We start from the raw sequence: 14,143 nt of genomic DNA, 5'->3' as shown, positions 1-14,143 counted from the left end.
CGCGGGATTTTGACTGGAATGCTGAATTGGAAGGATCTTTTTAGGAGTTGGTTATGCCTCAGGCCGTTGGATCACTGGAGACGAAGGGTTTTCCCGCTATTCTCGCTGCGGCGGATGCGATGATTAAGGCGGGTCGGGTGACGTTGGTGAGCTATGTCAAGGCGGGAAGTGCCCGGTTTGCGGTCAATATTCGGGGCGACGTGTCGGAAGTGAAGCGGGCCATGGAAGCGGGCATTGCTGCGGTTGAAACGACTCCTGGTGGCGTGTTGGAAACTTGGGTGATTATTCCCCGGCCCCACGAGAATGTGGAAGCGGTGATGGATATTGAGTACACCGAGGCGGTGGAAGAGTTCCGGCAGGCGGTGAATGGCTACAGTCTGATTCGGCAGAGTCAGCAGCAATCGTCTTAAGCGGGGCTGGAGTTAAATCAATCATGAGCCAAAAAGCTGTTGGGTCTTTGGAGACGATCGGGTGGCCGGGGGTACTGGCTGCGTCCGATGCGATGGTGAAGGCGGGCCGGGTGACGCTGGTGAGCTATGTGCGGGCCGGGAGTGCACGGTTTACGATTAACATCCGAGGGGATGTGTCGGAGGTGGCGCGGGCCATGGAAGCGGGGGTCGAGGCGGCTCAGAATACGCCGGGTGCCCATTTGGTGACTTGGGTGGTGATTCCCCGTCCCCATGAGAATGTGGAGGCGGTTTTGAGTATTAAGTACAACGATAAGGTGGAAGGTTTCCGGCGGAATGTGGAGGGGTTTGGGACGTTTTAGGATGGCCGATCTCTTTCAATGAGTTGGTGATGCTGTTTCAGAGAGAATTTGAGAATAGTTCTGATATTTCTCCTATTTTCTTCCAATTTTTTCTCAGGTTCCCTGTTGCTTGGCGAAGACTGTCGCAAAGCAATGGGGGATTTGTTTTTTGCCGATCGATCACCTTTACCAGCGACTAAAAATTCTGATCTGCTAACAATTTTGACTATGGCTGCAAAACATTTGTAGCAACTTTTATAATAACTTTCGTAGCAACTTTTTTAGCAACTTTGCTAATACCATTGTCAATGAAAAATATCTGAGTTAGATGATTGAATGATTGATTTGGGAAGGTATTGTAAATCTTCAGGTCGATCGATGTCAGAAAGTATAGGTAATTGTTCCGTTTTAAATAGAAATCGACTGGCAATTTCTAATGTTTGAAGTAAAACTTTGCTAGTACTCCATTGAATATTTTGAAATAGCCTAGAAAAGCTATCATTAATTCTTTGATGAATACCAATGAGATAGTAGCCTCCATCACGAGCTGGGCCAATTACAACATCAGCGGTTGATAGCTTAGAAAAGGTATTTGATAGTAGATCTGGGGTGATGGCAGGGCAATCTGTTCCAATCAGAACGATGAAGGAGTATCCTTGGGCAAAACTCTCGGTGATCGATCGGGCCATCCGATCTCCCAAATCTCCGGCTCCTTGGGGGACATAACGATATTCTGTCCCTAGCCAGTCTGCCATTTCCTGGCGATCGCTGCCCGCAAATCGAATTTCTAGATCAACGTCAATATTCTTTCTGGCTTGGAGAAATTCCTGGGCTTGGGCGATCGTGTATTCCGCTAACCGTTGATGTAATTTTGTGGCCCCCTCTGCCCCTAGGGCAGGAATTAAGCGAGTTTTAACGGCTCCTGCTGTTGGATACTTGGTAAACACTACTAAGCGCCCCCGTTGCTTTTCCAAGTTCAATGCCTCCATAGCCTCATCGTTAACCTTAGGATTAAACTGGCTCAAATGCCCCTTTCCGGTATTGTGCCTGATAGAATAGCCCTGCGTCTTCATTCCAGCTAACTTTATATGACTGCAAGTATGATTGCATCCAATCCCTGCGCTCCCACCTTTCTCTTTGACGACCTTGCCCTCCATTGGCAAATGACCCGCTGCGAACGATATGCCCTCGCCTCTCTGCTGGATGCGGCCAAACCCGATGTTGCCATTGAGATTGGTACCTATCAAGGGGGAAGCCTACAAGTTATTTCACGTAAAGCCCAAAAGGTCTACTCGATCGACATATCTCCCGACTGCAAAGCTCAACTGAGTCCACACTTCAGCAATGTCGAATTTCTAACAGGAAGCTCACAAGATCTCCTCCCCCAACTCTTGCAACAGATTCAACAGAATAATGAAGTCCTTAACTTTGTTCTCATTGATGGCGATCACTCCACCGAAGGCGTTCGTCGAGATATTAATGCTGTCCTGCAATACGTTCCGACTCAACCGTTATACATTGTTTTCCACGATAGCTTTCATCCTCCCTGCCGTCAGGGTATCCTAGCCGCAGACTGGCAGCAGTGTGAATATATCCATTACGTTGAAATCGACTTTATTCCCGGTGTTTATCATTACGAGCCCTTTGATACGGCGGAACCCCGATCGATGTATGGCGGCCTAGCCGTTGCCAAAATGTTGCCGCAAAAACGAACTGATGAGTTGGTAATCTATCAATCTCAGAAAGGTTTATTTGACACTATTTACCCCCACTCTTGTCACGCTCCAGTGGTTCCCGTCAACCAGGATTTACCGCCTGTTACTCCATTAACCGCTGTAGCCCCTGCAACTCTTGAATCTTCATCCCATCCCACCATAAAAAATGATGTATTGACTTTGCTCAAAAAAGTTAAAAGAAAGCTCATCGGCTAAATCAACCCTTATGATGCATCAGCCATATGTACAGTATGATTCCAAGCACCATCGCGTTACATCAGCAATTCGCAACCAAATTTCTGAACTCTACCCAGAATAATAGTTCTGTGAGCTAGAGTGTTAAACACTAGAAAATATTATCTACCGTTACCTATTTTTTAGTAAATTTCTAAATTTATATCTTTTGCTTGTCTTAGATGTTACTGTTTGCTTAGTTGAAGTTCTTTGTATTGTACTTGCGTTACTATAATCAAATTCTTCAAAATATACTGATTGAGTGACTATCTCAGATAAATAATTTGTTGTTTGAATGTAATTTATGAACAAAGCTATTCTTATTTTCAGATCTTGAGTTTTTGTAATTATCAACTCAAATCATGATTAACCGTTGAAATTATTTATCTAAAATAACCTCTAGTGTTCGCTACAATGAATTTCTTCAAGATTATTCATTGATATTGTCTTCCCATGCCCCTAGCCTCTCTTGCCACTTTCCTAGAAGCTGCCCGATCGGGTCAACACCTGATCAGCTTTCCCACGGATACCGTTCCCGCTCTCGCCGCCAAACCTGAAGCGGCTTCTTTGATCTACCAAGCTAAGGAACGGAGCTTTGACAAGCCTTTGATCCTGATGGCAGGCGAGATTGATGACCTCTGGCCCTATGTGCAAGGTTCCGATACCGATCGCGCGACTTGGCAGCAAACAATGGAGCATTACTTTCCTGGTGCCCTCACCCTGGTGCTACCCGCTAGCGATCGTGTGCCCCCGCAGATGAATCCCCGTAGCCCTGGCACGATCGGGGTGCGAGTGCCCGATAATGCGATCGCCCGTGCGATTCTGCGCCAGTCTGGCCCCCTGGCTACCACGAGTGTCAATAAATCTGGTCAACCGGCTCTACTGGATCTGGCGACGATCACCCAGGAATTTCCTGAAGTCTTTCTGCCGTCTCCAGAAGCCCTTGGGGAACTGCAAGCGACCCCTGCTGATCTCACGGCTTCCGGCATCCCCTCTACGGTCATTCGTTGGACAGGCACTACTTGGGAAGTCCTACGCCAAGGCGCGATTGTCCTGCCAACCCAGCCCTAGTCCCCCTTCTCTCCGTAGGATCGGGAATCCCGCATTCCTTCATACCCCCAAATTCCCCTCCCTCGCTACAATAGAGAACAGTTCAACGATCGCGAGAGAGACGCTATGATTCCAACCGTAATTGAACAATCCGGTCGCGGGGAACGCGCCTTTGACATTTACTCGCGTCTGTTGCGCGAACGCATTGTCTTCCTCGGTTCCGCCGTAGATGCAGAAGTCGCCAACCTGATTGTGGCGCAACTGCTGTTTCTAGAGTCTGAGGATCCCGAAAAAGACATCTACCTCTACATCAATTCCCCGGGTGGGTCTGTCTCCGCAGGCATGGGCATCTACGACACCATGAAGCAACTGCGCCCGGATGTTTGTACTATCTGCGTGGGCTTTGCAGCTAGCATGGGAGCCTTCCTGCTCAGTGCCGGAACCCCTGGGAAGCGCATGAGCTTGCCCCACTCGCGGATCATGATTCACCAACCCCTCGGTGGTGCCCAAGGTCAGGCGACTGATATCGAAATCCAGGCTAAGGAAATCCTTTATATCAAGTCTCGCCTCAACGAACTCTTGGCAGGTCACACTGGGCAGCCCCTGTCCAAAATTCAAGAAGATACTGAGCGCGACTTCTTTATGTCTGCTGAGGAGGCGAAGACGTATGGGCTGATCGATCAAGTGATTCGTCGGCAACCTTCGGCTTCTCAACCCACCTTAGTTCAATAGGCTTTCACCCGATCGTCTAAATATCTCGTAAATATCTCGTAAATCCTCACCTGAGTTTTAAGTCTCGGCGTGGGGATTTTGTTCTGAAGATTGGTGTTATGGCGATCGATTGTGCCTACGGGTGTCTAAGGCTACTTCCAGGAACTTCAAATTACGAATTGCTTGGGCCGCTAGTTTGTTAGTAATCTAGGTCGTTATAGCGGTTCTATGACTTCTTTCTTTTCGATCGATTACGCCTCTTCGGCATTCAGGAAACTGTGCAGTCAAATCAAGTTAAAAAAAGATTGGGGTTGGGGTTGGGAATCTTAGGGATTGCATTGCTAGTCATCTATTTCGTCCTGGTGAACAATAATTGTCCGTCTAGCATTTGCCTCAATCCAGTCCTCCGTAATCACCAATGGGCAAATGCTCGGATTCACCAGATTAATCAAACTCAACAATATTTATTGTTAACCGATAAAAAGCTGATCTCTAGCTTTGAGCGGGAAAAATGTTTTCAGCAGGATTGGTTGTATATCTTGGTTTGTCAAACTGTTGATTTGGAGTCGGCTTTTCCCCGTGCATTCAGTTATGCCTTTTCTAGGAAAGAAAATCTAAAAAGTTACGTGGGAGGAGTTTTCATTGAAGGAAAGATCAATGGTAAAAAAACTGTCGAAACCATTATCTGTGAGGCAGAAACGCCTGGGACTCAATCGATCGATCGACCTATTGATGGAAAAACCTGTGGTTCTGGCAGTGTTAAAGTTAACGGGGTGGTTATTCCATAGGGTCAGGGACAGAAGATATAGACTCAATCACTGAATCCTTTGTACTGTCTTGTTCCCAGCGTTCTAGAATGATGGCATTTGCTGTATTGCCAACCACATTTAAAATGGTATGAAAGCTGTCCATTAAACGATCGATGCCTGCCACGATCGCGACTCCCTCTACGGGTAAACCTGCTGCGGTTAAGACCGTTGTCATCATGACAATGCCTGCACCGGGCACACCTGCGGTACTAAAGGATACGAGTAAGGTGCTCAGGGCGATCGCGGATAGAAGGCTAGCTGTGATGGGGATATCGTATAACTGTGCAACAAAGAGGGCATTAAATCCCTGCCCAATTGCCATGCCATCTCGTTTCAGGGCTGTGCCGAGGGGAATGGCAAAGCTGGCGATCGAGGCGGAAAGACCGTAGGTTTCCTGGGCATCTTTGAGGGCGATGGGTAGGGCTGCGTTGGAACTGGCGGTTCCAAAGGCGAGGGAAAGGGTGGGAAAAAAGCTGCGAAAGAAGTGAATGGGTCTGCCCTGAATCATTCCTAACAACAATCCATAAACCCCGATCATTAGTCCGATCGCCAATACTGTGCCAACCATGTAGGTTAACAGTCGAGTTAAAATTCCGAAACCCTGAATGGCAATGACAGAACTCATAAGGGAAAAAACGCCGATGGGTGCTAAATAGAGAATGAAAAATAGGATTTTCTCGCTAATGGTATAAATACTTTCGACAAAGGCAACAAAGGGCTTGGCTTGTTCACCTGCTTGTTGAATGCCAATGCCGATTAATGCGCCGGAAATGATTGTTTGCAAGAGGTTGCTACTGCTGAGGGCTTGCAATGGATTGGTAGGAATGAGGCTGACCATCCAGTCAATCAAATTGGGGGCGGTGGTGCTGGTGTTGACTGCTTCTAAGGTGAGGCTAGTCATGCCTGTACCCGGTTGTAGGACGGCGGCGGTACCCATGCCTAGGGCGACGGCGATCGTGCTGGTCAGGAAGTAGCTCAGTAGGAGTTTGGCGGTGTAGCGTCCTACTTGGGCGGCATTTTGGACGCGGGTGAGCCCGAGGATGAGGGAGGAAAAGACGATCGGAACGACGACGAATTGGATCAGCCGCAGAAAGGCTTGTCCCAAGGGGGCAAGGCAGTAGTGGTCTAGGGGGATGACCCAGGTGGGAAGCACTTCGTGGAGGGTTGCGCCAAAGGCAATGCCGAGTCCTAGCGCTAGTAGGATAAGGGTAGAAAGATTCATAGGAACTCACGATCGTCCGATCGTCGCAAGATGGCAGACGGGAAATCTGTAGTCTACAGTTTTTTGTCAAGTTAAATAGCTATCTATAGGCGCAATTTTGCTGCGACTGTGATCTTACTGTGATCTTACTGTGATCTTGATGGGAAGACGGTAGAGATAGTCTAGAGGGAATGCTGAGCAGTACAGTCTGTACAACGTAATGTTAATTACTTTAAGAAGCTAGTGATTCTGAAGTACGAGATTGACCATCTGATAGTGCAGTTGGGGGCATAGGGGTCTGATTTTATGCCTTCTCGTTGGTTGCTGCTGCAAGTTTGGTTAGGAAGGTAGGGCACGATCGGGTTGACATACTCAATTTGTTGAGTATACACTGGTTGACATACTCAATTTATTGAGTATTTTTTATCTAGAAAGATTGCCATGCTGAAATATAAGCTCTATCAGGCGGCCTTGCCGGAGCGTCCTGAAGCGGTGGTGTTTGTCAATGGGATGATTGCTCGCGATCGGGCGGGATTCTTATGGTTTTGGCGCAATTTAAATTCCATTTATCGATCGACGTCCCAGGCTGCGGGCTGTCTGCAAGTGAAGGCGGGAATTTGCAGCCCGAAGGAAGTGATTATGGTGAGTTATTGGGAGTCTGAGGAACAGTTAATGGGGTTTTTCCGAGGGGCGGCCCACCGGGAGATGGTGCAGTTTACCCAGCGTCATCCCCATAGCCTGTGTCTCTACAATGAAACCTATCAGCCAGAAAAAAGTGGCAAGTATAGTCATGAACCCCAGGGAATGGCGATCGTGTATGGTGTGTCGTGACACTTGTTGGAGTTGTCGTTGAAATTGTCAATTGGCATGGTTAAGTTGTTCCCGCGTCGATCGGTTTTGTTTGGGAAAACTTGTTGTATGAAGATTAGGTGAAAAAGGGCCGTTTAAAGGAATGGCGTAGAATTTTAAGCTAGTTTTGATGGTAGAGTTGGCATGTCTCCCTTCATGGTATGCAGAGATCGCAGTACAGGGGCGATAGTTGGATGATCGTTATCTCCATGTAGGCCATATGCTTGCTCAACAGCTCATCAAAATAACTTTGAAAAGTCTTTTACTGCGATCTCTATTGAAGTAGGCTACTGATGTAAAATCAAAGCCCCGTGTACCATTCCTCCTTGTCTGGAGCAATACTCAACGTCAAATCTTGATGCTGAATGTTGTGAATTAAATGACAAAAGATTAATTTTAGAAAAGAGACTGTAAAAGACATCAGGTATCATGGATGGTTTTGCCACACTAGAGGTGTAACATTCTTGCATTTGCGGCAACAGCCTCAAGAGGAGGGCATTGTCATGAGAAGAATGCTAATGAACTCCGTAGTCTTGGTGACGACCTTGAGTTTGACACTATTAACGTCCCAGGCGGCGATAGGGGACAGTTACACCTTCCGTCTGGAGAACTTTTCAGGTTGGAGAGATAAAGGTGGTGTGGTAGAAGGCACATTCAGTTTTGATGTAACTCAGGTGGGTAAAGAGGTGGAGAAAGAGGAGTTGAAATCATTTCGGGTTTCCTATACGAAAGCAGAGTCTGGAAATGCTTTTTACCATGACTTAAAAAACCTTGATAACTTTCAGTTTGATCCCACTAAAAAATCTTTAGTTTTTCGTAGTCATAAAGATATGGAGAGCCAACGGCAGGAAGTCATAATCTTCAGACTGAACTCGCTGTTCGCTTCCGATTCGACTGTGCAGATTCTTGATACTAGCCATCCGGATTATGCAGAAGTTGTTTATGAAACCATAAGTAGTGAGGTGAAGACCGGGTGTAATGCAAAAAAAATTTGCTTAAGGTTGGTGAGTCATTAGGAAGCCTATAGGGGGTGTGCCCTGATGTAAGAGAAAAATAACCTTAAGCTGGTGGGTTTCTGCTACAAAGCTTTCGACAAATCCTGATTATTCTTCATCCTTTTTGATTGTTCGGAAAAACCATTGTTAGGAGCAATCAGTGTCAATTGCTGCTTATATTTTTTGGCGTGAACCAATCTCTCTGCATTTACAGCGTTAAGGTAAATTGTCGTTGAAGGGCAAAACGGAGGAGGCGGAGGGGGATGCTGGAGCGGCGAAGGACGGGGACGCGCAGGTAACGACCGGATAACAGGCGCAGAAGTCCTTTTAGGCGGGCTTGGCTGCGGGTTAGCAGGAGGTCGAAGGTATTTTGGGCGTAGGGTGGACGGAAGGCAAGGCGACCATAGAGGATGTCGGCGCGGTGGGCGGTGCTGAGGCCGTGGTTGCGATGCTCAAGGTTGGGGCGTCCGCCGTGTTCTCCGTAGTTACGGAAGGCGACGTAGTTTTTTAGTCCTTGTTTGCGGAGGGTTTCTTCGATTTGGGAGTCCCAGGAGGTGTATAGCTGAGGGCCATGGTTGTTGTGAATACGATCGGCGAGGGTGATAAGGTGTTGGGCGGCGATCGGGGTGACGAGGTAGGCGACGGTGGAGACGGAAAATCCTTCCGCGTAGCCTTCGGGGGAAACGGTGTAAATTTGCGGCGCGCAGGTGTAGAGCCATGCAACGCCTGTGTTTGAGAGATCGATCGGGCAGGGTAGGGGGAGTTGGCCAATGCCCTGCACGGGAACAAAGTCGGCTTCGATGATCAGGGCGGGGCGATCGAGGTAGAGGATTTTTTCCCAGGTGCTGCGATGATTGAGGAGGCAACGGTAACTGGGAGAAGCATCAGCCAGGTTGGGGTCTGGGGCTTGGCGACAGACTTCGGGGTTGAGGTTTTCCTGGGTTAGGAACTGGGTAAGGGTTTGGGTGTCTTCGCGGTGGGCGATGATGAAGGTTTTGGCAATGGTTTGGCTGAGGGTGGACATGGTGGAAGTGAACTGGGTAGGGATTGAGGAGACGGGAGTGGGGTAGGAGGGTAGGGAGGGTTAGGACGAGATGGGAAGCGGGGGCATGAGGAGTTTTTGGGGAGAGATTGTCTGCTGGAAGATCGCTTCAATTTGGGTGATGTTGGTTGGTAGGCTGAAGTGGGTTTGGACGTGTTGGCGACAGCGTTGGGAGAGGAGGGGGTCTGATTGTTTCCAGGCTAGGACGTGCTGGATGCGATCGGCGATGGCGGCGGGGTTGCGGGGGGGAAAGAGGGCTTGGGCGAATTCCCCGGTGAGAATTTCCGGGATGCCGCCGGTGTGGCTGGCGATGACGGGGGTGCCACAGGCCATGGCTTCGATGATGACGCGACCGAAGGGTTCGGGCCAGATGCTGGGGATGATGACGAGATCACTGGCTTGGTAGAGGCTCTGGGTATCGGAGAGGTGTCCTAGGAAGCGAACGTTGGTTTGGATGTTGAGGGTTTGGGTGAGGACTTGGAGTTCTTTGAGATAGTCGGGTCGATCGAGAAGGGGTTTCCCGGCAATTAGGAGGGTGGTTTTGGGCTGGGTGGCGTGGAATTTAGCAAAGCCGTGGAGCAGGTTTTCCAGTCCCTTGCGGCGATCGAGACGGCCTGCGTAGCCTAGGAGGGTGTGATCGGCGGGAATATTCCACTGTTGTTGTAATTGCTGGCGTGGGGATGGATTTTGGGGGGCCGCAGGACTGAAATATTGGGTATCGATGCTGTTGTAGACGACATCAATTGCGGCGGTTTGGCCGGAGCGTTGGAACCAGGGTTTTTGCAACCAGGTTTGTTTGGTGTGTTGGGAGACGGTGATGAATTGATGGACGGCGGAGAGGTAGTGCGATCGTTGCAAGTCAAGTTTGTCGGGGGCGGGTAGGCGGAGGTGACAAACGAGGGGCAGCTGAGTCAATTGGGACAGCAGCCCTGCGAAGGGAATGTCGTAGATCTGATTGGTGTAGATTAGCGTAGGTTCGTTGGGGGTAATGAGGGCTTTGGCGCGATTGAGGTCGCGGGGAAGGTTGAGGAAGGTTTGCAGGGGCCGGTGACGGGAAAGGGATAGGGCGGTGATGGAGAGGGTGTATTGACAGAAGGTTTGATATTGAGAGAGAAGATCGCCGGATTGGGTGTAGAGCAGGCTGATCTGATGCCCCCGTTGATGCAGTTGTCGGGACAGTTCAAAGAGGCTGCGTTCTTGGCCTCCTCGGCGGGAGGTGGGTTCTTTCTCAAGGACAAGAATATGCATGGCACCAACTGTCTCGGCGAATGGTTCAGGGGAAATGACCTGAGAATGGGTGGTACAGGCTCAGGTTGGCTTAGTGTTCCCCGGAAGGTGTGTGGATTCCCATGTAGGATAAATTTTTATTTTTTAGGATGAGTTTATGAATCTCTGATGAACCAATGATTGTTGTTGGTTAGTTTGTAAGGTGATTAAGAAACTGTCTAATCAATTTCTAGAGCAGTTTCTTAACTGTATATCTGACTGTAAAAATCTGTTTTTTATACTGTTTTTTTGATGTTAATAATTTAGTGTTTTAACTTTTTCTGTAACTTTTGTAAAAAGCTCTGCAGGCGGAGTTGGGTGATGCGGCTGGGGGTGAGGGGTGCGATGTCGCTAGGGGACTGTTGCATGTAATCAAAGAAAGTATTGACTTCAGTAAGAATGTGCTGGAGGCGGGAGAGGATGTTTTCAGTGCGGTATTCGGCTAGGAAGTGGGACGGAAGTTCGATCGGGGGTTGGTTGAGGGTTTGCAGGATGCGATCGCGATCGTAGTGGGTGGAGTAGCTAGCGATTTTTTGGCTATTGAAGCCGGGGTCGAGGTAGTCGGAGAGGCCGTGGTTGACGCTGGAAAAAACGTGACAACCGCAGGCCATGGCTTCTAGGGGTTGGAGGCCAAAGCCTTCGGTGACGTTGCGTTGGGCCCAGTATTCGGCGGAGTCGTAGAGGTAGACTTTGCTGCGGTTGAAGAGGATGGAGAGGTCTTCGACGTAGTAGTCCACAATTTCGACGCGGCACTGTTTTTGCAGGGCTGGGATGAGTTGCTTGAGCAGGTAGGTGGAGGATTTGCGGGCTTGGACGAGGACGTCGATGTCGCGGGGTTGGTGGCGGTTTTGGAAGTTGTCGGAGATTTGGTTCGGTAGGTAATAGATGGGGGAGTGGGGGGCGTGTTGGCCCCAGTAGCCGAGGGTGTTGCGGCTGACGGTGACGATCGGGATGTGGGCGGGTAGGCGGAAGTTGTATCCGGCGCTGTGGGCGTGGTAGAGGATGGGGTTGCCGTGCAGTTTGCGGATGAGCTTTGGGATGTCGAAGCCCCAACTGATGACGAAGATGCTGTCGGGGTGGTGGGGTTGTTGCAAAAGGTCGTCGAGGAAGAGGTGTTGGGGTTCCCGTTGGCGGTAGGTGACGACTTGGGCGGGGCAAATCTGTTGGGCGAATTGCAGGGTTTTGAGTTCGGCCCACAGTCCTCCGCAGGCAAATTTGCCGCTGGTGCCGGGGAGGAGGAAGTAGAGCTTTCTCATGGTGGGACTGGGGTGGATGAACTCGGTTTGTACGATACCGGGGATGGGGATTGTTGTAAATGCTTTTGGGGTGTCAGTGGTGGATGGTGGAAAATCCCATCTCATTATCTTGTTTAGGACTCACTTTAAGTCTTATAGAGAGACTCTTATAAGATCTCAAGATTTAATTTGTCGCATTGTCTTATATAAGACTTGATCTAGGTCTTATATTGAGTCTTCTTTGAGATAATTAGTCTAATATGAATAGATTGAGTCTCGAAGTGAGTCTTTTGGCGAGTCTATTTTGAGTATTTGAGACTTGTTGAAGGAGGGAAATGGCGATCGCATGCCATCACGATCGACGTTGCTGAAAAAACGATCGCGAAACGATCGCAAGGGACAAGTTTTTGCGGCTCAATTTTGCAGTTTAAAATTCAGTCTCATCTCGTCTCGTTCGCTCTTTTGAGACTCATTAATAGAATCAAGATGAGTCTTATTTGAGACTTTTGTTTTATTTGAGTCTTATTTGAGACTAGCTTTGAGTCTTGTATAGGTCTTGTATGAGATGGTGAGATTTTGATTTAAGGGATGCATTGCTTGTTGTCTGGTTGTTGCCTGGTTGTTGGTTTGGATGATGGGGGATTTGATTGTTCGATCGGGCTTTTAAGCAATCTGTCTTTTAGTTATTCAATTGTTGTGAGAAGTGTTGTAGTGCCCATTTAGTAAGCCTTTAGGCTTTATGACTGATTCGTCGTAGATCGAGGGTGAGAGTCTTCCCGGTGTGAATTTTGGGTTGGGATGAATGGTGGGGTTTGAGGGTGGGGACGGTGGGGTGAATTTGGACGCCGTCGGGGGAGGTTTGGTAGCAGTAGTGGGCGATGGTCTTCGACCGACCGTAGGTCATCGGTTGGTGGGTGTGGGTGTCGATTAAATCAAATTGCAGGGGTGTGTGAGATGAGACGGCGGGATGGTCGAGCCAGGTGTTTTTGCGGGCGCGGAAGCGGATGGCGGCGATGAGGGTGTGGGTGTCGCTGGGGTGGAAGGGGATGGGGTGGTGGTTGCAGTACAGGTGGTAGCGATCGGGGTCGATAGGGTCTGGGCTGGTGAGTTTGATTTGGAGCCGTTCTAGGGAGATATCGACGGGGCGGGAGGTGCCGCCGCCGCTGGCATCACCGAGGACTTTCCAGGGTTCGATCGCGCGGCGAAATTCGAGATTGAGTCGTTGGGGTTGCGTGCTAGTTTCCGACTGACCAGCAGTCATCGTGAAGGTGGCGTAGTGGGGGAAGCGGAATTGGAAGAAGGGTTGGAACCAGTCGCGATCGAAGCTGAATCCGGCTTGCTGAAGGTCACGGAGAATGTGGTCTAGGTCTTGTTCTAGGAAGTGGGGCAGGAGGAAGCGATCGTGGAGTTGATGGCCCCAGGGAATCAGGGGTTTGGTGTAGGGCTGTTGCCAGAACCAGGCGATGCAGGCGCGGATGAGGAGCATTTGCAGCGATCGCAGTTGGTGGTGTTGGGGCATGGCAATGCTGCGAAATTCCAGGATGCCGAATTGGCTGCGGGGGTTGGCGATGGGAAAGAGTTTGTCGATGCAGAGTTCGGCGCGGTGGGTGTTGCCAGTTAGGTCGGTGAGGAGATGGCTGAGGAGATGATCCATCACGGCAGGGTCGAGGTTTGGCTGGAGGTGGTGGAGGGCGATGTCTAGTTCGGCTAGGTTGTCGGGGCGGCCTTCATCGCTGCGGGGAGCTTGGCTGGTGGAGCCGACGAACTGGTCGGAGAAGAGGTAGGTGAGGCTGGGGTGATGTTGCCAGTAGGTGAGGATGCTGCGCAGGAGATCGGGGCGGCGCAACAGGGGGCTGGTGGCGGGACGGTGGCCACCGATCGTGATGTGTGCGCCGCCGCCGGTGCTGATGGGGTGGTTGTCCCAGTCTTGTTTGCAGGTGCCGAGGCGACAGTCTGCGGCGGTTTCGTAGATGGTTTGGTTGATGTGGATGAGTTCTTCCCAGGTGGTGGCGGGGTGGATGTTGACTTCGATAACGCCGGGGTCGGGGGTGATTTGGAAGCCTTGGATGCCTTGGTTGCTAGGGGGGGCGTAGCCTGCGAGGTGAATGGGGCTTTGGAGGTGGGCAGCGGCGGTTTCGATCGCGTGAACCAGAACTAGAAAGCTTTTGGCCGTGAAGAGGGGCGGCAGGAAGAGGTGGAGGAACCCGTTGTGGGTTTCGGCGGTGAGGGCGAGGTGGATGGTGTTGGGGGGAGTGGGAAGTGGAGTGGAGTGGGGTGGGAGGGTGATG

14 protein-coding genes are annotated in these 14,143 nt (G+C 50.0%); 8 read left to right on the top strand and 6 right to left on the bottom strand.

Annotation, left to right across the window (positions count from 1 at the left end; genetic code table 11):
- The first annotated feature begins 53 nt into the window (after positions 1–53).
- Both ACN4EG_RS13470 and ACN4EG_RS13465 read left to right on the top strand, forming a co-directional pair.
- Positions 54–410: a carbon dioxide-concentrating mechanism protein CcmK gene (locus ACN4EG_RS13470; RefSeq protein ID WP_190573690.1), complete on the top strand. Its 357-nt coding sequence runs from the start codon at positions 54–56 to the stop codon at positions 408–410.
- Between the two features lie 23 nt (positions 411–433).
- On the top strand, positions 434–769 hold the full coding sequence (locus tag ACN4EG_RS13465; protein ID WP_190573691.1) for a carbon dioxide-concentrating mechanism protein CcmK: 336 nt from the start codon (positions 434–436) through the stop codon (positions 767–769).
- Positions 770–1,053: 284 nt separating this feature from the next.
- Here the strand turns inward: ACN4EG_RS13465 and ACN4EG_RS13460 are convergent, their stop codons facing one another.
- Entirely contained in the window at positions 1,054–1,773 is a 720-nt protein-coding gene (locus ACN4EG_RS13460) for a TIGR04282 family arsenosugar biosynthesis glycosyltransferase (RefSeq protein ID WP_431630104.1), read from the bottom strand.
- Positions 1,774–1,836: 63 nt separating this feature from the next.
- Here ACN4EG_RS13460 and ACN4EG_RS13455 point away from each other — a divergent pair, with 63 nt between their 5' ends.
- The 4 genes from ACN4EG_RS13455 to ACN4EG_RS13440 all read left to right on the top strand — a co-directional run bounded on the left by ACN4EG_RS13455 (position 1,837) and on the right by ACN4EG_RS13440 (position 5,246).
- Entirely contained in the window at positions 1,837–2,679 is an 843-nt protein-coding gene (locus ACN4EG_RS13455) for a class I SAM-dependent methyltransferase (protein ID WP_431630102.1), read from the top strand.
- A 471-nt stretch (positions 2,680–3,150) separates the two neighbouring features.
- A complete protein-coding gene (locus ACN4EG_RS13450; RefSeq protein WP_431630101.1) occupies positions 3,151–3,768 on the top strand; it encodes an L-threonylcarbamoyladenylate synthase in 618 nt (205 codons plus the stop codon).
- Positions 3,769–3,819: 51 nt separating this feature from the next.
- Entirely contained in the window at positions 3,820–4,479 is a 660-nt protein-coding gene (gene clpP, locus ACN4EG_RS13445; RefSeq protein ID WP_431630155.1) for an ATP-dependent Clp endopeptidase proteolytic subunit ClpP, read from the top strand.
- A gap of 257 nt (positions 4,480–4,736) precedes the next feature.
- Positions 4,737–5,246: a type IV pilin-like G/H family protein gene (locus tag ACN4EG_RS13440; protein WP_431630100.1), complete on the top strand. Its 510-nt coding sequence runs from the start codon at positions 4,737–4,739 to the stop codon at positions 5,244–5,246.
- On the opposite strand, the gene ACN4EG_RS13435 is transcribed toward ACN4EG_RS13440, so the two are convergent.
- Positions 5,236–6,489 carry a dicarboxylate/amino acid:cation symporter gene (locus ACN4EG_RS13435; RefSeq protein WP_431630099.1) on the bottom strand — a complete coding sequence of 418 codons (1,254 nt, stop codon included), beginning with the start codon at positions 6,487–6,489 and terminating at the stop codon, positions 5,236–5,238. The genes ACN4EG_RS13440 and ACN4EG_RS13435 overlap by 11 nt on opposite strands.
- A 420-nt stretch (positions 6,490–6,909) precedes the next feature.
- Between ACN4EG_RS13435 and ACN4EG_RS13430 the strand changes: the two genes are divergently transcribed.
- Together ACN4EG_RS13430 and ACN4EG_RS13425 are read left to right on the top strand one after the other, a co-directional pair.
- Positions 6,910–7,299 carry a monooxygenase family protein gene (locus ACN4EG_RS13430; protein ID WP_431630098.1) on the top strand — a complete coding sequence of 130 codons (390 nt, stop codon included), beginning with the start codon at positions 6,910–6,912 and terminating at the stop codon, positions 7,297–7,299.
- Between the two features lie 482 nt (positions 7,300–7,781).
- Positions 7,782–8,333, top strand: coding sequence for a hypothetical protein (locus ACN4EG_RS13425; protein WP_431630097.1), 552 nt, complete (start codon positions 7,782–7,784; stop codon positions 8,331–8,333).
- Between the two features lie 187 nt (positions 8,334–8,520).
- Here the strand turns inward: ACN4EG_RS13425 and ACN4EG_RS13420 are convergent, their stop codons facing one another.
- The 4 genes from ACN4EG_RS13420 to ACN4EG_RS13405 all read right to left on the bottom strand — a co-directional run.
- Positions 8,521–9,336, bottom strand: a complete 816-nt coding sequence (locus ACN4EG_RS13420) for an LPS biosynthesis glycosyltransferase (protein ID WP_431630095.1) — start codon at positions 9,334–9,336, stop codon at positions 8,521–8,523.
- A 60-nt stretch (positions 9,337–9,396) separates the two neighbouring features.
- A complete protein-coding gene (locus ACN4EG_RS13415; RefSeq protein WP_431630093.1) occupies positions 9,397–10,602 on the bottom strand; it encodes a glycosyltransferase family 4 protein in 1,206 nt (401 codons plus the stop codon).
- Positions 10,603–10,883: 281 nt separating this feature from the next.
- Positions 10,884–11,876 (bottom strand): glycosyltransferase, encoded by a 993-nt coding sequence (locus tag ACN4EG_RS13410; RefSeq protein ID WP_431630092.1) that lies wholly within the window; start codon positions 11,874–11,876, stop codon positions 10,884–10,886.
- A 709-nt stretch (positions 11,877–12,585) separates the two neighbouring features.
- Positions 12,586–14,143, bottom strand: a 1,558-nt coding sequence (locus ACN4EG_RS13405) for a transglutaminase family protein (protein ID WP_431630091.1), incomplete at its 5' end; no start/stop codon positions are given.

The sequence above is a fragment of the Alkalinema pantanalense CENA528 genome (assembly GCF_050753345.1).
In the GTDB taxonomy this organism is placed as follows: Bacteria; Cyanobacteriota; Cyanobacteriia; order Leptolyngbyales; family Leptolyngbyaceae; genus Alkalinema; species Alkalinema pantanalense.
The sequence above is the reverse complement of the archived record's forward strand: the minus strand, read 5'-3'. Positions and strand labels throughout refer to the sequence as shown.